Annotated in this window: 15 protein-coding genes and 1 pseudogene; 9 read left to right on the top strand and 7 right to left on the bottom strand. The window is 71.1% G+C overall.

All coding sequences use genetic code 11. The annotated features are described in order from the left end of the window. The first annotated feature begins 49 nt into the window (after positions 1–49). Positions 50–439 carry a GntR family transcriptional regulator gene (locus tag ACIBX3_RS13110; RefSeq protein WP_397116316.1) on the top strand — a complete coding sequence of 130 codons (390 nt, stop codon included), beginning with the start codon at positions 50–52 and terminating at the stop codon, positions 437–439. Continuing rightward, positions 436–1,581, top strand: a complete 1,146-nt coding sequence (locus ACIBX3_RS13105; RefSeq protein ID WP_397116314.1) for a DUF1648 domain-containing protein — start codon at positions 436–438, stop codon at positions 1,579–1,581. Before ACIBX3_RS13110 ends, ACIBX3_RS13105 begins: the two co-directional genes overlap by 4 nt. Positions 1,582–1,719: 138 nt before the next feature. On the opposite strand, the gene ACIBX3_RS13100 is transcribed toward ACIBX3_RS13105, so the two are convergent. Further along, positions 1,720–2,370 carry a TetR family transcriptional regulator gene (locus ACIBX3_RS13100; protein WP_397116312.1) on the bottom strand — a complete coding sequence of 217 codons (651 nt, stop codon included), beginning with the start codon at positions 2,368–2,370 and terminating at the stop codon, positions 1,720–1,722. 102 nt (positions 2,371–2,472) lie between these two features. Between ACIBX3_RS13100 and ACIBX3_RS13095 the strand changes: the two genes are divergently transcribed. Genes ACIBX3_RS13095 through ACIBX3_RS13085 form a run of 3 tightly spaced genes read left to right on the top strand, consistent with a single transcriptional unit; the run spans position 2,473 to position 6,256 of the window. After that, complete coding sequence (locus ACIBX3_RS13095) at positions 2,473–3,000, top strand: 2Fe-2S iron-sulfur cluster-binding protein (RefSeq protein ID WP_397116311.1); 528 nt, start codon at positions 2,473–2,475, stop codon at positions 2,998–3,000. Next, entirely contained in the window at positions 2,997–3,992 is a 996-nt protein-coding gene (locus ACIBX3_RS13090) for an FAD binding domain-containing protein (RefSeq protein WP_397116309.1), read from the top strand. Before ACIBX3_RS13095 ends, ACIBX3_RS13090 begins: the two co-directional genes overlap by 4 nt. A gap of 50 nt (positions 3,993–4,042) precedes the next feature. Continuing rightward, positions 4,043–6,256, top strand: coding sequence for a xanthine dehydrogenase family protein molybdopterin-binding subunit (locus ACIBX3_RS13085; RefSeq protein ID WP_397116307.1), 2,214 nt, complete (start codon positions 4,043–4,045; stop codon positions 6,254–6,256). A gap of 13 nt (positions 6,257–6,269) precedes the next feature. On the opposite strand, the gene ACIBX3_RS13080 is transcribed toward ACIBX3_RS13085, so the two are convergent. The 4 genes from ACIBX3_RS13080 to ACIBX3_RS13065 all read right to left on the bottom strand — a co-directional run bounded on the left by ACIBX3_RS13080 (position 6,270) and on the right by ACIBX3_RS13065 (position 9,989). Continuing rightward, entirely contained in the window at positions 6,270–6,401 is a 132-nt protein-coding gene (locus ACIBX3_RS13080; RefSeq protein ID WP_397116305.1) for a hypothetical protein, read from the bottom strand. Continuing rightward, on the bottom strand, positions 6,398–7,855 hold the full coding sequence (locus tag ACIBX3_RS13075) for an aldehyde dehydrogenase family protein (RefSeq protein WP_397116303.1): 1,458 nt from the start codon (positions 7,853–7,855) through the stop codon (positions 6,398–6,400). Before ACIBX3_RS13075 ends, ACIBX3_RS13080 begins: the two co-directional genes overlap by 4 nt. Before the next feature lie 13 nt (positions 7,856–7,868). Further along, the gene (locus ACIBX3_RS13070; RefSeq protein WP_397116301.1) at positions 7,869–8,969 is read right to left on the bottom strand and encodes an NAD(P)-dependent alcohol dehydrogenase; all 1,101 of its coding nucleotides are present in this window, start codon (positions 8,967–8,969) and stop codon (positions 7,869–7,871) included. 72 nt (positions 8,970–9,041) lie between these two features. Beyond that, positions 9,042–9,989: an AraC family transcriptional regulator gene (locus ACIBX3_RS13065; RefSeq protein ID WP_397116299.1), complete on the bottom strand. Its 948-nt coding sequence runs from the start codon at positions 9,987–9,989 to the stop codon at positions 9,042–9,044. A gap of 18 nt (positions 9,990–10,007) precedes the next feature. Between ACIBX3_RS13065 and ACIBX3_RS13060 the strand changes: the two are divergent. Both ACIBX3_RS13060 and ACIBX3_RS13055 read left to right on the top strand, forming a co-directional pair. Continuing rightward, positions 10,008–10,265, top strand: a pseudogene (locus ACIBX3_RS13060) (hypothetical protein); the annotation flags it as partial. 50 nt (positions 10,266–10,315) lie between these two features. Then, positions 10,316–11,050 (top strand): PucR family transcriptional regulator, encoded by a 735-nt coding sequence (locus ACIBX3_RS13055; protein ID WP_397116297.1) that lies wholly within the window; start codon positions 10,316–10,318, stop codon positions 11,048–11,050. Positions 11,051–11,058: 8 nt separating this feature from the next. Here the strand turns inward: ACIBX3_RS13055 and ACIBX3_RS13050 are convergent, their stop codons facing one another. After that, the gene (locus ACIBX3_RS13050) at positions 11,059–11,598 is read right to left on the bottom strand and encodes a MarR family winged helix-turn-helix transcriptional regulator (protein WP_397116295.1); all 540 of its coding nucleotides are present in this window, start codon (positions 11,596–11,598) and stop codon (positions 11,059–11,061) included. A 191-nt stretch (positions 11,599–11,789) separates the two neighbouring features. On the opposite strand from ACIBX3_RS13050, the gene ACIBX3_RS13045 reads away from it, so the two are divergent. After that, complete coding sequence (locus tag ACIBX3_RS13045; RefSeq protein WP_397116293.1) at positions 11,790–12,224, top strand: fumarylacetoacetate hydrolase family protein; 435 nt, start codon at positions 11,790–11,792, stop codon at positions 12,222–12,224. Between the two features lie 48 nt (positions 12,225–12,272). Then, positions 12,273–15,026: a LuxR C-terminal-related transcriptional regulator gene (locus ACIBX3_RS13040; protein WP_397116291.1), complete on the top strand. Its 2,754-nt coding sequence runs from the start codon at positions 12,273–12,275 to the stop codon at positions 15,024–15,026. Here ACIBX3_RS13040 and ACIBX3_RS13035 read toward each other — a convergent pair. Continuing rightward, positions 15,014–19,432: an RHS repeat-associated core domain-containing protein gene (locus ACIBX3_RS13035; RefSeq protein WP_397116289.1), complete on the bottom strand. Its 4,419-nt coding sequence runs from the start codon at positions 19,430–19,432 to the stop codon at positions 15,014–15,016. The two genes, ACIBX3_RS13040 and ACIBX3_RS13035, sit on opposite strands and share 13 nt — an antisense overlap. Positions 19,433–19,934 lie beyond the last annotated feature (502 nt).

Raw genomic sequence — 19,934 nt, 5'->3', positions numbered from 1 at the left:
CTCCAAGAACTATCTGTTCTATTAGTTGTATATCAGATAGAGTAACGGTGTGCAGCTGACCCTTGACCTCGACAGCGAGGTCCCGATCTACCAGCAGATCCGGGACCGGATCGTGGAGGCGATCGCCAGACGGCAGGCGCGCGAAGGCGACCCGCTCCCCTCCACGCGGCAACTCGCCGCGGATTTCGGCATCAACTTCCATACCGTCAGCAAGGCCTACGACCTGCTGCGACAGCAGGGCGTCATCCGGATCAACCGCAAGAGCGGCGCGGTCGTACGGCGTGATGCCGCCACCGGCCCTCCCGAGGCGCCCTTTATCGATGACTGGGAGGAACGCATGCGTGTGCTGCTGGCAGAAGCCACCGTTCATGGCATGGACCGGCAGGATGTCCTGCGCCGGTGCCAGGCTCTGCTGATCGGTTTCGAGGAGGGCACGTGATCCCGTTCCTTTGCGCCGGCCTGATCCTCATCGCGCTGGTCACGTCCCTGATGCTGGCGCTTCCGGCGCTGGCCAGGCCCACTCTGCCGTTCGGAGTACACGTGGGCATCCAGCGCGTGGGCGATCCCGTCATCGTCGCGGCGCGTCGGTTCTACGCTCGCCTGACCGTCCTGGTGGCCGGGATCGCCGCGGTGGCCTCGATCCTGGTGCTGCTGGTCACGGGCTCTGCCGTCGCGATCGGCCCCACCACGACGGTGGTCATGGTCGTGGACCTGCTGTTGTTCTATCGCGCTCATCACATGGTCCGCGCCGCCAAGCTCGCCGGCGGGTGGGCGGCCGAGCGTCGTCAGGGCGTCACCGTGGACACCTCCTTCCGCACCGACCCGGTTCGCGTGCCGTGGTTGTGGGGCCTTCCCGCTTTGGCCGTGCTGCTGCTCACCGCAGGCATCGGCTGGGCGCGCTACGACGGATTGCCCGCCACGCTGCCGCTGTTTCTCGGGTACGGCACAGCCTCCTCGCAGCGTGAGCCGACAACCGTGCTGAGCGCCTTCCAGCCGGTGATCTACCAGATCGCCATCGCCCTGATCGTCCTCGCCACGGTCTTGGCCATACTGCGCGCCCGCCCCGACCTCGATGCCGCCAGGCCCCAAGGCTCAGCCCGCCGCTACCGCATCTACCTGCGCGGCGTCGCGGTGATGTCGCTGCTGTCCGCGGCCTGTCTGAACCTCAGCCTGTTCTTCGCAGCCCTGCGGCTATGGGAGATCGTCACCCGCGCGATCGTCTGGCAGGTGGCCCTCTTCGCCCCGCTCATCGTGCTGCTGGGCGGCTGGCTGATGTGGGAGATCAAGGTGGGCCAGGCCGGGCACCGGCTGCCCGCTCGGCCCGGCGAGGAACTGGAGGACTCCGGGGTCGGCCAGCGCGACGACGACCGCCGCTGGTTCCTGGCCGGCACCGTCTACGTCAACCGCCGCGACCCGGCCCTGCTCGTGCACGCCCGTCTCGGCTCCTCCTCGTGGACCCTCAACCTCGGCCATCCGATCGCCTGGCTCCTGCTCAGTGTTCTCACCGTTGTCCTGATCGTGCTCGCGGGGCTGGCGTTGGCCGGCGTCGTTGATCTGCCGCAGAAGCACAGTCTCTTCTGATGATTGGCCGGTGACCCAATTGCCGCTTGGGTGTGAAGCGATACTCGACTCAGCCGGGATCGACCGGAGCAAGAGAATGTCGGCTCGGCGAGCACCCCGCCAGTGGCGATCCGCTGCGCCGTCGGTCGCGCCTTGGCGTCAGCGCAGCGTCGGCAGGCCCGCGAGGAACGCGGTGAGGGCGCGCTTCAGCGTCGGGAGGAACGGCGGACGCGCGGCGGCGAACCGCGGCTCCTGAGCGTAGAGCTCGGCCAGCACCGGGGATGGATGGGCCATCGGGTAGAGGAACGCGGCCAGCCCGGTGGCCACCCCGACCAGTTCCAGGGCCTCGCCGTCCGTCAACCCGGTGGCCCGCGCGACCTGTGCCCCGAGGTCGGCGCCCACGTCGAGGAGCGCCACCTTGAACGCGCGGGCCGCCTCGAGGGACACGTTGTGCTCCAGGCTGCCCGAGACGTAGCCGAGCAGGTCGCACATGAGCGGCCGCGCCTCCAGCGTCTCGGCGAGGGCGTCGACCACGTCGCCCGGCCCGCCAGCGGCGCGCAGCCGCTCGGTGGCCGCCTCTCGCCAGCCCTGCCATTCTTCGGCGGCGAGTTCGAGATAGATCTCCTCGCGCGTGCCGAAATAGCGCACCACATTGGACTTCGCCAGCCCCGCGGCCGCCGCCACGGCGCGCAGGCTGACCGTGCGCACGCCCGACTGGCGGGCGAGCTCGCGCGCCGCGGCGAGGATCGCCTCACGCCGCTGTTGCTTGTGCTCCGGGCGCCTGGCCCGCAGAAACTCCGAGTCTCTCATTTTCCCAGACAGCATAACGGCACTCTTAACAGACCACTGTCCGCTTGTTAAGCGGACAGTGGTCTGTTAGCGTCGCCGGGTGCCCCCATCTACGGAGGAGCCATGCCGGCTGTGTTGCTACGGGTGAACGGGACCACCCACGAACTCGACCTGGAACCGCAGGTCAGCCTGCTCGACGCGCTGCGCGAGCACCTCGGGCTGACCGGCACGAAGAAAGGCTGCGACCAGGGCGCGTGCGGAGCCTGCACCGTCCTGGCCGACGGCGTGCGCGTCAACGCCTGCCTGGCGCTCGCCGTCCAGTACGAGGGCCGCGAGATCACCACGATCGAGGGAGTCGCAAGCCCGCTCCAGGCGGCGTTCGTCGCCCACGACGGGTTCCAGTGCGGTTATTGCACCTCCGGCCAGATCTGCTCGGCGATCGGCATGCTGGCCGAGCACGGAGACGGCGTGCCGAGTGCGGTGACCGAGCACCTCGCCGCCGGCGGCGTGGAGTTGACCGACGCTGAGATCAGGGAGCGGATGAGCGGCAACCTGTGCCGCTGCGGCGCCTACAACGGCATCGTCGCCGCGATCCAGGAGGTCGCCGGGGCGGATGCCGCGGCCCGGGTTCCGGCGGAGGCGGCGCGATGAGGTCGTTCGCGTACGTGCGCCCGCCCGACGTGGCCGCCGCCATCCGGGCAGTCGCGGCCGAGCCGGACGCGAAGTTCCTCGGCGGCGGCACCAACCTGGTCGACCTCATGCGCGAGGGGATCGAGCGGCCGGGAACCGTCGTCGACGTCACCGGACTGCCGCTGGAGGAGATCGAGGAGCTGCCCGGTGGGGGCGTGCGCATCGGCGCGCTGGTCCGCAACAGCCGCCTCGCCGCGCACCGGCTGATCCGCACCCGGTACCCGATGCTGGCCCAGGCGATTCTGTCGGGCGCGTCGGCGCAGCTCAGGAACATGGCGACGGTCGGGGGCAACCTGCTGCAGCGCACCCGCTGCCTGTACTTCTACGACGGCGCGGCCGCCTGCAACAAGCGCGAGCCCGGGGCCGGCTGCGCCGCGCGCGACGGGTTCAACCGGGGCGGCGCAATCCTCGGCGCGAGCCCGGCCTGCGTCGCCACTCATCCGTCCGACATGTGCGTCGCGCTCGCCGCGCTGGACGCCGTGGTCGAGGCGGAGAGCGTGCGCGGCGTCCGCCGTATCCCGCTGGCCGGCTTCCACCGGCTGCCCGGCGACACCCCGCACATCGAGACCGAGCTGGCCGCCGACGAGCTGATCACCGCCGTCGAGCTGCCCGCCCTGCCGATCGCCGCGCACTCGCGCTACCGCAAGGTGCGCGACCGCGCCTCATACGCGTTCGCGCTGGTCTCGGTCGCCGCCGCGCTGGAGGTCCGGCACGGCGCGGTCACCACCGTACGGCTCGCCCTCGGCGGGGTCGCCGCCAAGCCGTGGCGAGCATCGAAGGCCGAACAGACTCTGCTCGGCGCGCCCGCCACCGAGGAGTCCTTCCAGCGCGCCGCCGAGATCGAGCTCGCGCCCGCCGAAGGGCTCCGGGGAAACGCATTCAAGATCGAGCTCGCCCGGCGCACGATCGTCGCGACCCTGCGCCAGTTGCTCGCACAAGGCGGCGCGGCATGACGGGGCCACGCGACGCCGGGAACCAGGACCCATCCAGGAAGGGAGGGCTCATGTCCCAGGCAGACAGCCCGCCGAGGCCGCAGACCACGACGGGACCGGTGGTGGGCAAGCCCATCGACAGGGTGGACGGCCGGGCCAAGACGAGCGGGCAGGCCCGGTTCGCGGCCGAGTACCCGTACCCCCGTCTCGCCTACGCCGCGCTGGTACACGCGACGATCGCGCGCGGCCGCGTCACCGGATTCGACGTGGCCGAGGCCGCCGCCGTACCGGGCGTGCTGGCCGTCCTCACGCACGAGAACGCGCCCCGCATGAAGCCGCCGCCCCGGGCGACCCTGACGAACGGAGGCATGATCGTCACCGGGACCACGGTCAACTACCTCAACACCGACGAGGTGCACTGGAACGGCCAGCCCGTCGCGGTCGTCGTCGCCGAGACCCTGGAGGCGGCGCGCGAGGCGGCGGGACTGGTCAGGGTCACCTACCGGCAGTTCCCGGCCACCACCGACTTCCCCGCCGAGGAGAAGCACGCCGTCCCGCTGAAAGGCAACCCGCTCCAGCCAGGAAGCGCCAAGAAGGGCGACGCACAGGCGGCGCTCAGGGCCGCCCCCGTGTCGGTGGACCTGCGGTTCACCACTCCCCCGCTCAACCACAACGCGATCGAGCCGCACGCCACCACCGCCGTGTGGGACGGCGACCGGCTGACCGTGCACGAAGGGACGCAGGGCATCGCCTGGCTCCGCGCCCATCTCGCGGCCAGGTTCGGGGTGCCCGAGGCGTCCGTGCGGGTGATCTCGCCGTTCGTCGGCGGCGCGTTCGGCGGCAAGGGCCCGGTGTGGGCCGGCACGCTGCTCACCGTGCTGGCGGCCCGCGCGACCGGGCGGCCGGTGCAGATGATGCTCACCCGCGAGGGCGTCTACCGCACGGTCGGCGGGCGCTCGCCGTCCATCCAGCGAGTGGCGCTCGGCGCGACGGCGGACGGCCGCCTGACCACGCTCATCCACACCGGCGTGACCGCCACCGGGCGGGTCGGCGGCCTGCCCGAAGCGGTCACCTCGCCGTCCGGCCATCTGTACGCCGCGCCGAACATCCTCCTCCGGCACAGCCTCGTCGAGCTCGACCTGCTGCCCAACACCTTCATGCGCGCCCCCGGCGAGGCGCCCGGCACGTTCGCCCTGGAGGCGGCGATGGACGAGCTCGCGTACACGCTGGGCATGGACCCGATCGCGCTGCGGATGCGCAACGAGCCGGAGACCAACCCGATCGACGGCAAGCGCTTCTCCCAACGGCTGCTGCGCGAGGCGTACGCCTACGGCGCGCAGCGGTTCGGCTGGGCGGACCGCACTCCCGAGCCGGGCTCGATGCGGGACGGCCGGTGGCTGGTCGGCATGGGCGTCGCCACCGCCCGCCACGGGACGATGCGGTTCACCGCCAACGTCACGGTGCGGCTGTCGGCGGACGGGAGTGTGCTGGTGCGGTGCGGCCTGCAGGAGATGGGCATGGGCGCGGCGACCACACAGGCGCAGATCGCGGCCGACGCGCTCGGCGTGCCGTTCGAGGCGGTGCGGGTGGAGTACGGCGACTCCACGCTGCCCACCGGGCCCGGCGCAGGTGCCTCCGCGCAGACCGTAAGCGTCGCCGCGAGCCTGCTGACCGCCTGCGACAAGCTGAAGCGCAAGGTGCGCGCACTGGGCGGAAGCGGGTCCTACGCGGAGATCCTCACCCGGGCGGGAAAGGACCACATCGAGGCGGCGGTCGGATCCGAGACGCGGCTCGGCACGTTGACCGGGCAGGCCAAGTTCATCGCGACGTTCCTGCACGACCACCGGCGCTGGGTGAAGGCGGGATGCGGGGCGCAGTTCTGCGAGGTGCGGGTCGACCCCGACACCGGCGAGGTGCGGGTGTCGCGCTGGCTCGGCGTGTTCGACGTCGGCAGGGTGATCAACGCCAAGACGGCGGCCAGCCAGCTCCGGGGCGGCATCGTCATGGGCATCGGCATGGCGCTCTCGGAGGAGACCCTGGTGGATCCGCGCACCGGGCGGATCATGAACCCGAGCCTGGCCGAGTACCACGTCCCCGTGCACGCCGACATCCCGCCGATCGACGTCCACTACCTGGACGAGCCCGACCCGACCATGCCGCTCGGGCTGCTCGGCCTCGGCGAGATCGGCGTCACGGGCGTGGCCGCCGCGCTCGCGAACGCCGTCTACCACGCCACCGGCAAGCGCGTCTACGACCTGCCGATCACCCTGGACAAGCTGCTCTGACCGCACCGTGCCCTCATGAGGACGGAACGAGCGACTGAAGGTCGCAGGCATCGGCCGGCCTGGCCGTGCCGGCCGCCGGATAGATCGCCTTCTGGACGATCTCCGCCTGCACGCTGTTGATGAAGTGTCCGTAGCCGGTTCTCATGGAAGGAACCACGCAGCGCTCGGCTCGTTCTGCACAGTGATGGCCTTGAGGTGGGTGTACATGTTGAGTGTCTCGTGGCAGTACTCGCTGCCGATGCCGCTCTCCTTGAACCCGCCGAAGGGCGATCCGGAGGCGAGGTTGAAGTAGGAGTTGATCCAGACATTTCCGGCTTCGAGCCGGTCGGCCGTCTCCATGGCGTTCTTCAGGTTCGACGTGTAAATCCCGGCGGCCAGCCCGTACCGCACGTCGTTGGCCTCGCGGAGCATGGTCTCGTAGTCGTTCCAGCGGATGACCGACAGGACCGGCCCGAAGATCTCCTCCTGGGCGATGGTCATGTCGTTGGTGGCCTCCAACATGGTCGGCTCGATGAAGTAGCCGTACTCGTGACCGGGGACGGTCGCCCGCTGTCCGCCGGTCAGCAGCCTGGCCCCCTCGGCGACGCCCTTCTCGATGTAGCCGAGCACTCGCTTGCCCTGCCGCTCGGAGACCAGGCCGGCCAGGTTGGTGCTCTCGTCGGTGGCCGGCCCGACCTTGATCCGCTGGAATCCGGCGACCATCTTCTCGACGAAGGTGTCGTAGATGTCGTCGTGGACGAACAGGCGCGTCCCGGCCAGGCAGCTCTGCCCGTTGCAGTACATGGCGGCGAACGAGGTGTTGTCGACGACCGCGTCGAGGTTGCCGGCGTCGGGGAAGACGATGTTCGGGCTCTTGCCGCCCAGCTCAAGCGAGACGGGGACGAGCCGCTGCCCACCGGCCACTGCCACGATCCGGCCGACCTCGCCGGAGCCGGTGAAGGCCAGCTTGGCCACCCTCGGGTGCGCGGTCAGCGCCGCGCCCGCTTCATCGCCCATGCCGGGCACGATGTTGATGACGCCGGGCGGGAAGATCTCCGCGATCAGCTTGCCGAGCTCCAGAGTCGAGACCGACGCGTGCTCGTCCGGCTTGAGCACCACGGTGTTGCCTGCCGCCACGGCGGGAGCGATCTTGAAGGCGGCCATGATGGCGGGAACGTTCCACGGGATGATCGCTCCGCACACGCCGTACGGCTCGCGCTTGGCCATCAGGTAGCCGCCGGGGATCGGCCGTCCCCATCCCTCGTGAGTGATCGCCGAAGCCGCGAAGTAGCGGTACTGGTTGATGGCGAACTGGTGGTCGAGCGCGCACTCCGTGACCTTGCGCCCGATGTCGCGGGCGTCGATCAGCGCGAGTCGCCGCATGTTGGCCTCGACCGCGTCGGCCAGCTTGAGCAGCAGGGCCGCCCGCTCCTCGGCCGAGAGCGCCTTCCACCCCGGGAAGGCCGCCCGGGCGGCCTCCACCGCGTCGTCGATCTCCTCGGCCCCGCACCGCGCGATGTCCGCCAGGTGCTCTCCGGTGCCCGCGTCGATCGCGGGGAAGGTCTCGCCCTTGATCGGCCGGAACTCGTTGTTGATGAAGGCGCCGTAGGTCACGTTCATTGCTCTTTTCCTCCTAGAAGACGAGAACAGGCTTGATCGCCCGCAGGGCCTTGGCGTCTTCGCAGGCCGTGTTGATGTCGTCGAAGGCGTAGTGGCTGATCATCTTGTCGAAGGGGAAGCGCCCCTGTTTGTAGAGCTCGATCAGCTGCGGAATGAAGATCTCCGGCACGCTGTCGCCTTCGCAGATGCCGCGGATGGTCCGGCCGAAGATGAGGTTGTTCATGTTGATCGCCGCGGTCGTCCCCATCGGGGAGGCACCGATCGTGCCGCAGACCCCCGTGACCATGAGCGTGTCGACCGCGGTGACCAGCACGTCGGGCCGTCCGGTCGTCTCGACCGTGTACATGAACCCTTCGGGCACGATGCGCTGGAGTTCGGCCGCGACCTCGGCCTTGCTCGCGTCGATGACGTGCGTCGCGCCCAGCTTCAGCGCCAGGTCGAGCCGGGAGGGTGCGACGTCGACCGCGACGATCGTGGTGGCGCCTGCCACGACCGCGGCCATGACGGCGCTCAGGCCTACACCCCCGGCCCCGAAGACGGCGATCGTCGAGCCGGCTTCGACACCGAGCGAGTTGAGTACGGCTCCCGCCCCGGTCTGCACCCCGCAGCCGAGCGGCCCGAGAATCGTGAGATCGACCGTCGGGTCAACCTTGACGACGTTTCGCTCGGAGCACAGCGAATAGCGCGAGAACGAGCTCTGCCCGAAGAAGTGCGCGGCGACGTCCGCGCCGTCGTCGGTGAGCGCGGTGGTGCCGTCGAGCAGGCTGCCCTTGAAATTCCACTCGTAATAGTGGAGGCAGTAGGAAGGCAGGCCGCGCAGGCAGTTGCGGCAGTTCCCGCACGATGCGAAGCCCAGCACGACGTGGTCGCCGACGGCGACCTTGGTGACGTCGCCGCCGATCTGCCGCACGATTCCGGCGCCTTCGTGACCGAAGACGGCGGGGAGCGGGACCGGGAAGAACTGCTCCTGCATGATGATGTCGGTGTGGCAGACGCCGACGGCGGCCACCTCGACAATCACTTCGTGCGGGCGCGGATCCCTCAGTTCGAGATCCCGGATTTCGAATGGCGCGTCTTTCGCGGAAACGACGGCGGACCGGGTTGTCAGCGGCATGTGTTCTCCTATGGCCTCAGCCGATGAAGAGGAGACTGCCACCTGACCCGATCGGGCTCTATCCGGAATCCGTCACCGCTCGCCGAGATGCGACACGCCGGCGATGGTGGCCGACGGCAGCTCGCCGTACCGCTCCTTGTAGTACTTCGCGAACCGGCCGGGGTTGTAGAACCCGTAGGCCGCGGCGACGTCGGCGACCGAGGTCCCCGGCGCAGCGGCCTCCAACTGCCGACGCACCCGGTCCAGGCGCTTCAATCGCAGGTGGTGGGCCGGGCCCATGCCGAACGACTCCTGGAAGGCCCGTTCGAGCGTGCGCGCGCTGACCCCCAGCCTCGCAGCCACTTCGGCGACCGTGAGCAGGTCGTAGTCGGGCAGGGAGTCGATGAAGTCGATCGCCTGGGCGGCCAGGCGTGGGACCTTCGCCCCTTCGGCCGCGAACAGGTGCGAGTAGTTGTGCGGACACCGATGCAGGAGCAGGTCGATCGCCAGCTTCTCGAGATGGCGGTGGCTCGATGCGGGCATGCCGACGCCCTGGACCGACATCGCGAGCACCTGCGACCACAGCGCTTCGAGCTCGGCGGAGAACGGGGTCAGCTCGAAGCGGACGTCACCCTCGAGCGTGATTCCCAGCAGTTGCTCGCAGTGCAGCCGGATGTCGGCCGGGTCCAGGCGCACGGTGGACTGGGCGAAGCTGGCGCCGAACGTGTAGAGCGTCGGCTGGTTGCCGGAGACGACGACCGTCTGCCCGCCGCGCCACTCCACCTTGCGTCCGCGCTGTCGTACCGTGCCCGTGCCCCTCACCGCGTGCATGACCAGCGTCAGGCCTTCGAGCGCGCCGGCGTCGACGTCCGCCTTGGCGCCGTATTCCAGTGCGACGTAGGCCATGCCCTCGCCGGCTCCGGCGCGCAGGCGGGTGGTCGCCGACCGGGTGCGGCGATCCAGCTGCAGGTCGTGCGGGCAGTAGACGCGGCTGACGGCGGAGACCGCCTCATCCTGGTCGCGAGTGATGATCTGAATCATGATGTCGCCTTCCTGACGATGGTCAACAGATCGACACATGAAGGGCTGGCGTTACCTTGTTTACGTGACGGCAGCCGGCAGTACAACCGACGAGCCGGAATCGAGATCCACCCGACTCGGGCCTTCATCGTCACGATCTATGGGCTGTACGTGCGCGAAGCCGGCGGCTGGATGATCGTCTCGGCCCTGATCCAGCTCATGGGACAGGCCGGGATCGACGCGCCCGCCGTACGTTCGGGCATCTCCCGGCTGAAGCGCCGAGGCCTGCCGGCGGCGCGCAAGGTGGACGGTGTCGCCGGTTACGGCGGAACCTGGCCCTGCGCGCGGTGCTGGAGCAGCCGGGCAATGACTCCGTCGTCCTGTCGCTCCCGGCGGTCCTGCTCGGCATCGCCGACACCGCCCTCGGCCCGAGACCTCCGGCCGCCGGTCCGGGCGCGGAGCACCGGACCGGCCTGCTTCGCCTGCTCGACCTGCTCGGCGCCGACGGCCGGTCGCTCGGCTACCGGCCCGCGCTCGCCCTGGTCAACGACCGCGTCTACGCCCTGCTGCCGGCCGCGTCCGGAGGTGTCGTCCCGTTGGCGGCCTTCATCGCCCACTTGCGTGACAGGGCCGCCCGCGCCCTGCACGTGAACGTGTCGATGGTGTGCAGCGGCCGGGTGGGCACCCTCGCCGAGCTGCGCGGGGCGCGCCGCGACGTGGACAGCGCCCTCGACCATCTGCGCGCCGAGGACGCGGCGCCCGGCACGTACACCACCGACGATTTGCGGGCGGAGCTCGTACGGCAGCGGCTGCTCGAAGCCGTGCGGGCCGACCCCCTGCTGCGGTGGGGCGACCGCGTCCGGGACCACGACCGCGAGCACCGGACGGAGTTCCGCGGCACCCTCCTGGCCTACCTTCGGCATTTCGGCGACGTCAACGCGGCGAGGGCCGAGCTGACCATCCACCAGAACACGATGCGGCAGCGGCTGCGCCGGGCCCAGGAGCTGTTCCGCCTGTCGCTGGACAACCCGGCGCAGCGCCTGATGCTGGAGATCGAACTCGCCGCGCCGCCGCCTGGCTGAACCCCAGGTCAGCTGCGATGCTTGGCCTTGATGCGGCCGGAGCTGGCGATGATCTTCTCCAGCAGGCCGACGAACGTCCGCTGCTCCTGCGGGGTCAGCGCCCCCGCCCACTCCTGCTCCCGGATGTTCTGCACCTGGAACACCTCGGCGATGACCTCCTGGCCCCGCTCGGTCAGGCCCACGTGGACGGCCCTGCCGTCATGGGGCGCCCGATCCTTGACCACCAGGCCGTCCCGCTCAAGGGTGGCCAGCACGGCCGACACCGCGCCGCGGCTCATGCCGGTGAGCTCGGCGACCTTCCTGGCCTCCAGCGGGCTGGCCAGCCAGACCGTGAACAGCACCCGGAACCCGGGCCACGACAGGCCGCGTGGCCGGTGCACGGTGGACTCCATGTCGTAGACGACCATGCTGGTGGCGCGGTACATGGTTTGGATCACGCGCATCGCCGCGGGATCGATGCCCGGCAGCAGCCTGCCCGCCCGCGAGACGGCGAAGTCCACGAACGACCAGAAGTCGAGGCTGTCGAGGTCGATGCGTTCCGTATCCACGGCGGGAAGTCTATGGCCCTTCGGGGTTCACAAAGTCGAGGACCGGCACTACATTGCCAAATAATCTAAGCTTGGATTATTTTTCGATTGTGGCCTCGACCCGCAGGTCAGCAGGCCATCCCTCCGCCCATCCGACAAGCTGGAGGACCCGCTATGCCCGAAACCCGACGCGCGTTCCCCGAGCGTGCCTGATGCCGCATCCCCTGGGACGGACGCCCTCGAAGATCATCGCCGTCCACCTCAACTACCGCAGCCGGGCCGCCGAGCGCGGCCGGATCCCCGTGCATCCGTCGTACTTCCTCAAACCCCCGTCCTCCCTGGCGGGCGACGGGGACGACATCCCCCGCCCGACCGGCTGCGAGCTGATGGGCTTCGAGGGAGAGATCGCGCTCGTCATCGGCCGCCGCGCCCGCCGGATCTCGCCCGAGCGCGGCTGGGACCACGTCGCGCACGTCACCGCCGCCAACGACGCGGGCGTGTACGACCTGCAGTACGCCGACCGCGGCTCCAACCTCCGGTCCAAGGGCGCCGACGGCTTCACCCCGCTCGGTCCCCGGCTGCTGGACGCCCGCGCGCTGGACCCGGCGGCGCTACGGCCACGGCTGGTCGCGGACCGCTTGCCGTAATCACACCACCGTTGCAGGATGTGCTGCAAGTGAAGGCGAGGGCCTTGCGTGCTGCACGGGAGATCTCGGGAGACGGCGACCATCCAGCGGCTCCTCGCACAAGCACGAGCCGGCCGCAGCGGAGCCCTGGTGATCAGAGGGCGGCCGGGCAGCGGCAAGTCGGCGCTGCTCGACTACGCCGCCCACGCGGCCACCGGCGTGCTGCGGCTGTCCGCCGTAGGTGCAGAAGCGGAGGCCGGGCTGCCGTTCGCGGCCGCGCACCTGCTGCTACGGCCCGCGCTCGGGCATCTCCGCGCGCTGCCCGCCGTGCAGGCCGAGGCGATCAGGGGCGCGTTCGGGCAGTCGCGCAGCCCGCGCAGGGACCGTTTCCTCATCGGGCTGGCCGCACTCAGCCTGCTGGCGGAGTACGCGGCAGCGGGGCCGCTGCTGTGCCTGGTGGACGACGCCCACTGGCTCGACCAGGCCTCGGCCGACATGCTGCTGTTCGTGGCGCGCCGGCTCGACCAGGAGGGGATCACGCTGATCTGCGCGGCTCGTGACGGCGATCCCGTACTCGCCGGCCTGCCCGACCTGACCCTCGGCGCGCTTTCTGGTGCCGACGCCGCGAGCCTGCTCGACGAGCGGGTAGGGCCGCTGCCGGCACGGGCGCGCGAGCGGATCGTGGCGGAGTCAGAGGGCAACCCGCTGGCGCTGATCGAGCTCGCCGGGCACATGGACCCCGCGCAGCGGGCAGGCCGGATCACCCCGCTGCCGCTGTACGTGGCGGGTGGCGTGGAAAACAGGGTGCTGGCCGCCTTCCAGAAAAGGTTGCGCCACCTGGCCGCGCCCACCCGGCTGTTGCTGCTGGTGGCCGCGGCCGACAGCACCCGCGATCTCAGCACCATTCTGCTGGCCGCCGCGCGGCTCGGCGCGTCGATGGACGACCTGGAGCCGGCCGAGCGGCACGGGCTGGTGGAGGTCGCCGGCGCGGCGCTCACGTTCCGGCATCCGCTGATCAGGACCGCGGCCTATCGCTCCATGCCGTCCTCGCGGCGGGTCGCGGCGCACCTGGCGCTGGCCGAGATCCTGTCGTCCGACCCCGAGCGCCGCGCCTGGCACCTGGCGGCGACCGCCACGGGCCCGGACGAGCGGGTGGCCGCGGAGCTGCACGCGGCCGCGGAGCTGGCCGGGGCGCGCGACGGGCACGCGGACGCGGCCATCGCCTACGAGCGGGCGGCCGAGCTGACGCCCGACCCGGCGGCGCGGTCGAGGCGGCTGGGCGCGGCGGCCGGCGCCGCGCGGACGGCCGGGCGGCTGGCCAGCGCGGCGGACCTGGCGGTCAGGGCCGCGGCCCTGACCTGCGATCCGGTCGAGCTGGCCCGGCTTGCGCGCATTCAAGCGGATGTCGAGTTCGAGCAATCCTCGCCGCGGCTGGCCTGCCGCCATCTGCTGGACGGCGTGCGCCCGCTGGCGGCCAGCAACCCGCCGAGTGCGCTGCCCGTGCTGGTGGAGGCCGCCTGGCGGGTGTGGCTGGCCGGCGCCCCGGAGATCGCGGAAGAGGTGGGAACCATGATCGCGGGGCTGAGCCTGCCCGCCGACCTCATGGCCCAGCCGCAGGTGCGGGTGGCGGCCGACCTGATCGACCTCACCATGGGGCGCGGCACGGCGGGCCTGCGCTCGCTGCACCTGGCCGTGCGTGGGACGCGGGAGGCGACCGCGCCGCCCGGGGAGTCGCTGCTGGCGGCGAGCATCATGGCGATGATGGTGGGCGACGACGTGGCCGCCGCGGAGCTGGCTGGGCGGCTCGCGGCCGGTCTGCGCGCCCGCGGCGGCATCGGCATGCTGCCGCACGCATTACAGGCGCTGGCGATGTCCCAGATCTTTCTGGGGGAGTATCTCGACGCGGTGACCAGCGCCAGCGAGGGCGTACGGCTGGCCAGGGACACCGGCCAGGGCCACCGGGAGGCGCACTGCGTCGCCCTGCTCGCCTGGCTGGCCGCCGTCCAGGGCGACGAGGCCCGCTGCAGGGAGCTCGCCACCGAGTCGACGGCGTACGGCCTCGCCCACGACATTCCGCCCACGGGAGCGCTGGCCGTCTGGGCACTGGCCATGCTGGAGCTCGGCGCCGGCCGCTACGCGAAGGCGCTGCCGATGTTCGAGCAGTGGCCGTTGCAGGCGTTCCGGCCTGCGCTGGCGGCCATGGCCGCGCCCGACCACGTGGAGGCCGCGGTCCGCACCGGCCGGGCGGGACTCGCCGCGGAGCCGATGGCCAGGTTCGCCGACTGGTCGGAGGAGAGCGGGCAGAGCTGGGCGAGCGCCGTACTGCTCCGCTGCCGGGCGCTGACCAGCGGTGACGGCGCCGCGGAAGGCCACTACCTGGAGGCGACGCGACTGCACGAGGAGGGCGGCCGGCCGTTCGAGCGGGCCAGGACCGAGCTGCTGTTCGGCGAGTGGTTACGGCGGGCCCGCCGGCGCGCCGACGCCCGCACCCACCTGTGCGTGGCGCTGCGGATCTTCGACCAGCTCGGTGCCGCCCCGTGGAGCAGCCGGGCCAGGTCGGAGTTGGCCGCCACGGGCGGCTCCGAAGCCGGGCCGGAGAGGCCTCTCGCCGGCGGCCTGACCCCGCAGGAGCTCCAGATCGTCCGGTGGGCGGCGGCGGGCGCCTCCACCCGGGAGATCGCCGCCCAGCTCTTCCTCAGCCCGCGCACGGTCAGCTACCACCTCTACAAGGCCTATCCGAAGCTGGGCGTGACCTCCAGGGGCGAGCTGGCCCGGCTGGACCTCGGGAGAGATCCGGCCGGGCCGTCCGATCACTTGCAGTAGCCGCCGTGGTAGATCCAGGCGTTCATATAGCCCCAGACGTAGGCGACGGCCGTGACGCAGCCCTTGGTCCGCACCGCGGTCCTCGCCAGGTAATGGACATGCCAGGCGAACGCGGCCAGCGACTCCCCCAACCCCCACGAGAACGGGATGAAGCGCCAGTAGTCCGTAAGCAGCTCCTGGAAGGCATCCCAGAAGTCACGCATCCGCTTGGTCTCGCGCCTGTTCCACCAGACCTGGAGCTTGTAGCGGACGAACCACTTCTTCGACCACTTGCGCTTGGCCAGACCGGAGATGTCCGCCTTGGTCAGGGGATCCTGGCCGGCGTAGTCGTAGGCGTTGTCGCTGCCACCGCGTACCGGGTCGGTCTGCAGGAACCTGCCGATCCGCGGCGCGTACAGCCGGGCGCCCATCACCATCGTCTGGCCGGGCGTCTCGGCCGAGCGCTGCTGCCCGCCCAGCCAGCCGTACCTGCCGGCCGACGTGCCCGTGGCGTTGCCGTACTCGTCGAAGGCGTAGTGCTGGACGGTGCCGCCGGAGACGGCGAAGCTGCCGCCCACGTCGCCGTGCAGGTCGATGAGCAGGAGCTGGACGGCGCCCGTCGCGCCGGTGGTCGCGGCCACGTCCCCTTCGAGCCCGGTCACGAACCTGGTGACCGTGCCTGAGCCGTTCTCGGCGATCCAGCTCGGCCGGTCACCCTCGGCCCCGTAGTGGCCTGCCTTGGCGCCGCTCAGCTGCCACACGCCGTCGGCGCCGCGCGTCTCCGTCGTCCAGCCGGCCAGCCTGCCCGCGGCGTCGAGGCTCCACGTCTGCCTGGCCGAGCCCGTGGTCTGGCGGTTGACCAGGTTGTTGGCGTAGTAGTCGAACGTCGAGTCCGGCGTGGCCGTGGTGCGGCCGAAGCCGTCGTAGACGTAGCCGGTGGCGGTCAGCCGATCGGCGGCGTCATAGGCGTAGGCGGTCGTGGCGCCGCTGCTTGCGCAGGACCCGGCCGTGGCGCTCGACGTGCGGTTGGAGTTGCGGTCGTAGGTGTAGTCGCGCCGCGCGCAGGTCGTGTCGGTGGAGTCCTGGGCCATGGTCAGGCGTCCGGCGGCGTCGTAGGTGTAGTCCTGCCAGCCGCCGCCGGTGCCGGTCCTGCTGGCCCATTGGTCATGGATGGAGGCGTCCACCCAGTCGTAGAGCAGCAGTTCGCCGCCGGTGCGTCGGTAGTCGCGTTCGACGAGGTTACCCGCCTCGTCCCAGAACGACGTGTAGGTGACGCCACCCGGCAGCGTCTGCTTGTCCACCATGCCGTCGGAGTCGTACGTGGCGGTGAACGTGCCCGCCACCGAGTCCGTCATGGATATGGGCAGGCCGCGAGGCTCCTCGTCCACGTCGTAGACGTAGGTGGTCGAGGACGGCACATTGTCGCTCACCTTGACCGGGCGATCCAGCGCGTCGTACTCGGTCGTGGTGACACCGCCCCGTCCGTCGTCGTACCTGGTCCGGCGGCCGAGCGCGTCGAGCTCGGTGGTGATCGCGGAGCCGCCGCCGCTCACCTTGGCCGTCCTGCCGGTCGCCTGGTCGTAGGTCACCGTCTGGGCGGGCACCGCCGTCCCGAGCCCGCCGGTGATCGCAAGGGTCGCGGCCCGGCCCGCGGTATCGTAGCCGAACGTGCTGGTCCTGGTGGTGGTCCCGGAGGTCTCGGTGATCTTGGCTGGCTGGCCGTACCGGTTGTACTCGGTGATCTTCACCGGCGCGCCTGCCGGGCTGACCCGGCAGGCCAGGTCGGCCCACTCCGGCCGGCCCGCGCACATGCCAGTGCCGGTGGCGCTCCAGTACGTGGTGGCCGTGGCGGCGCCGCTGGGCAGCTTCGTCTCGGTGACCCGGCCCTGGCCGTCGTAGGCGGTGGTGCGGACGATGTTCAGGCCGGCGGGGTCCTGGGCGGTGCTCGTCGCCTGGCCGGTGGACCAGTTGTACGCGGTGGTGGTGGTACGGGTGTCTCGGTCCCCGTCCTCGCCCGGCACGGCGGCGCCGACGGTGACCTTCGTGGGCAGGCCGCTCACCTTGGCCGTGTCCGGTCGGCCCGCGTCATACTCGGTGACGGTGTGCTCACGCGCGGCCAGCCAGGCGCCGCCGGGCACGGAGACGGCGTGCAGCGGGCCGTAACGCTCGAGCTCGAGCTGGCCGTCGTCGCTGTAGACGTGGACGGTGGACAGCAGATCGGCGCGGACGGCCTGGTTGACGTCGGCCAGACCGAGATGGACGAGCCTGGGCTCCTCCTCGGGAGTACTGGTGGCCAGCTCGCGGTTGCGGGCGGTCAGGTGGCGGACCGGGTTGCCCCGGCTGTCGTACTCGGTGACGGACAGGTTGTAGCCGGGCGCGAGGTTGTTGACCTCGTGGCCGGCGGCGTTCAGGTAGGAGACGCCGGCGTACCAGTAGTCCCCTTTGAACTCGACCTGGGTGCCGTCATGCGTGTCGGGATGCGGCCCCGACGGGAAGATCGCCGTGCCGGTCACGGCGGCGTCCACCTGTCCCCAGGCGTCCACGTCGTCGGCGCCCAGCTGGTACGGGGCGGTGTCCCCGGTGAGCGGCACGTCGTAGACCAGCCAGATGTCGATGAGGCCGGCCGTCTCCGTCCTGCTGCCCTGCTTCAGGGTGGGCCTGGACGCCTTGAGCAGCGCTCCGTCGGCGTCGTAGGTGAAAGTGAAGGGCAGCTCGCCGGGCGGCGTCAGCTGGGAGACCCGCCCTGCGGCGTCGTAGGCGTAGGCGGTCCGCAACGAGGGAGTGATCCGCGGGTCCCAGTGCGTGACCAGCCGTCCCGACGTGTCGTAGGCGTAGGCGGCCACGACGACCGCCGTGGCGACGGCGGCCCCGGAGTCGGTGGCCCACTGCCGGAGCTGCTTGACCCGTCCCGTGTAGTCGCCCGGCGCGCTCGCCGTCGCGGTGGTCGCCGTGGCGTACACGAACTCCAGGACCCGGCAGCCCTTCGTCTGCGGCGCGGTTTCGCAGGTGGCGGTGGGGACGGCGGTGGTCGGGCTGATGATCAGGCGAGGCCGCACCAGGCCGCCGGAGGTCTCGCTGACGACCTTGGTGGCGGAGTTGTCCGAGGGCAGGTACGTCGCCGAGACCTGCCAGCCCGTGGCGCCCTTGGCGAACGTGGTCGTCGCGGCGTCGGCCGTGGTCAGCGTCAGCGCGCCGGTGAGCGTGCCGGTCAAGGTCAGGTACTCCGAGCCCGGCTGCGCCGTCCACGTTCCGTCGGCGTTCCTGGTGAAGTCGACCCAGCCGCCGTCCACCCGGGTGAGCTGCACGGACGTCGCGGAGGTCTGCCTGGCGCCGGTGTAGTCGGACAGCGTCTGCTGGGTGACCACGCCGCTGGACCACTGCGGCCCGAAGATCGGCGCCTTGCCCGCCTGCGTGGCTGCCAGGTCGGGGTGGCGAGAGGAGGCCGCGCGGGTGACGACGGCGCCGAACGCGGAGACGTCCTGGGCGTCGAGGGCGTAGTCGCCGGTCAGCAGGTTCACCTGGCCCGGCCCGGCCGAGGACGTGGTGGCCGCACCGGCATCGCGGTCGAGGACCATCTCGACGGGATCTGAGTAGATCGAGCCGGTGTAGACGCCCCTGACCGAGATCGTGCCGTCCTCTGCGAGGCTCTTGGCGGCGTTCCAGACGACGGGGGTGGAGGAGCCGTTCGTCACCGCGACGGGCCAGGTGACGGCTGTGCCGTCGGTCCTGGCCACGTCGGCCGCGGGAACGACCTTCCAGGTGTCACTCTCGCCGCGACGGTACTGGAAGGTGGCTCCGGCCGGGCCGGCGGTGCCCTTCGCGGCCAGGGTGACACGGTTGGTGACCTGCGCGCCGTCCTGCGGCGAGGTCACCACCACGGGGGCGGCGGCGGTCACGGTGGCTTTGGCGGTGGCTTTGGCGGTGGCGGTGGTCGCGGCCGCTGCGGCGGTCTGCGGTCGTGCGGCGGACTTCGCCAGGTCCGCGGTCGTGATGGTGCCCGCCGTCACCTCGGCCGGGCCCGACCAGGGTGAGACGCGCTCGCCGGCCCGCAAGCGAGCCCGGAAGGAGTACCCGGCACCCGCCTCCAGCCGGTCCAGGCCGAAGTCGGCCGGCAGCACGGTCACGGCCGCGCCGCTCCTGACCGTCCTGGTGAGCTTCAGCGCAGCCCGGCCCGTACGCCGTAGTTCGAAGTCGGCCTCGACCTCGGCCAGGTCGGGGACGGCGGCCACGGCGCGGAAGGCGGGGGTGAGGGTCGTGGTGCGGCGCGGCATACCCGAGGTGGTGGGTCCGACCTCGGCCCGGGGCGCGGGCAGCGGGCCCGGCGCCGACGTGCCCTGCCACGCGCGCGTCGTCTCGGCCACCGCGGCCTGCTGGACGACGAGTAAGAGGGTGAGGGTGGAAACGATGGCGCCTGTAAGGCGTCTCATGCATGCTCCTGCCAAGGAAATGAGGCTCCTGCGAGCAGTCCAGGCGAGTGCGATCTTGAGGTCAAGGGATCATCGCAGAGACCGGAAACGCGTGCCTAAGCCGTACCGGCGGGGTGGGCCGGCGATACCTATCCAGCGGCCCGGGGATGCTGATCCGGGCGGCGATCGGCAGATGCGATGGAGGCGCGACCTCGATGGGGACCTTCACCCCGGTCAACGCCACGACGACGGCCGTACCGGTCCGGGCGGCGACGGCGCGACTTCTCCGGCGCCGCTGTTCGCGAGGAGGAGGTTGAGGACCGCACCGGGCGGGCCGCTGTTCTGCCACACGAACCCGATTTCGTAACCACCGCTTCGGAAGTTGAACCACATATCCTGCTCAGCGAAACGGCACGCATGTCGCCGGCAGGCGACGCAGCACGTCGGACGCGAGACGGACCTTACCCGTGTCAGGCGACTCGACCCCGCCGAGCACCTCGCCGATCTTCTTCGACAGGTCGGC

The sequence above is a fragment of the Nonomuraea sp. NPDC049480 genome, from assembly GCF_044465905.1.
Taxonomy (GTDB): Bacteria; Actinomycetota; Actinomycetes; order Streptosporangiales; family Streptosporangiaceae; genus Nonomuraea.
This window is presented reverse-complemented; position numbering and strand designations above follow the sequence as displayed.

What these genes read in the sequence shown, in the direction of transcription:
- ACIBX3_RS13075 (WP_397116303.1), bottom strand. Translation starts at nt 7,855, where the DNA reads ATGAACGTGACCTACGGCGCCTTCATCAACAACGAGTTCCGGCCGATC.
- ACIBX3_RS13085 (WP_397116307.1), top strand. Translation starts at nt 4,043, where the DNA reads ATGTCCCAGGCAGACAGCCCGCCGAGGCCGCAGACCACGACGGGACCG.
- ACIBX3_RS13095 (WP_397116311.1), top strand. Translation starts at nt 2,473, where the DNA reads ATGCCGGCTGTGTTGCTACGGGTGAACGGGACCACCCACGAACTCGAC.
- ACIBX3_RS13100 (WP_397116312.1), bottom strand. Translation starts at nt 2,370, where the DNA reads ATGAGAGACTCGGAGTTTCTGCGGGCCAGGCGCCCGGAGCACAAGCAA.
- ACIBX3_RS13070 (WP_397116301.1), bottom strand. Translation starts at nt 8,969, where the DNA reads ATGCCGCTGACAACCCGGTCCGCCGTCGTTTCCGCGAAAGACGCGCCA.
- ACIBX3_RS13035 (WP_397116289.1), bottom strand. Translation starts at nt 19,432, where the DNA reads ATGAGACGCCTTACAGGCGCCATCGTTTCCACCCTCACCCTCTTACTC.
- ACIBX3_RS13065 (WP_397116299.1), bottom strand. Translation starts at nt 9,989, where the DNA reads ATGATTCAGATCATCACTCGCGACCAGGATGAGGCGGTCTCCGCCGTC.
- ACIBX3_RS13045 (WP_397116293.1), top strand. Translation starts at nt 11,790, where the DNA reads ATGCCGCATCCCCTGGGACGGACGCCCTCGAAGATCATCGCCGTCCAC.
- ACIBX3_RS13080 (WP_397116305.1), bottom strand. Translation starts at nt 6,401, where the DNA reads ATGAGAACCGGCTACGGACACTTCATCAACAGCGTGCAGGCGGAGATC.
- ACIBX3_RS13090 (WP_397116309.1), top strand. Translation starts at nt 2,997, where the DNA reads ATGAGGTCGTTCGCGTACGTGCGCCCGCCCGACGTGGCCGCCGCCATC.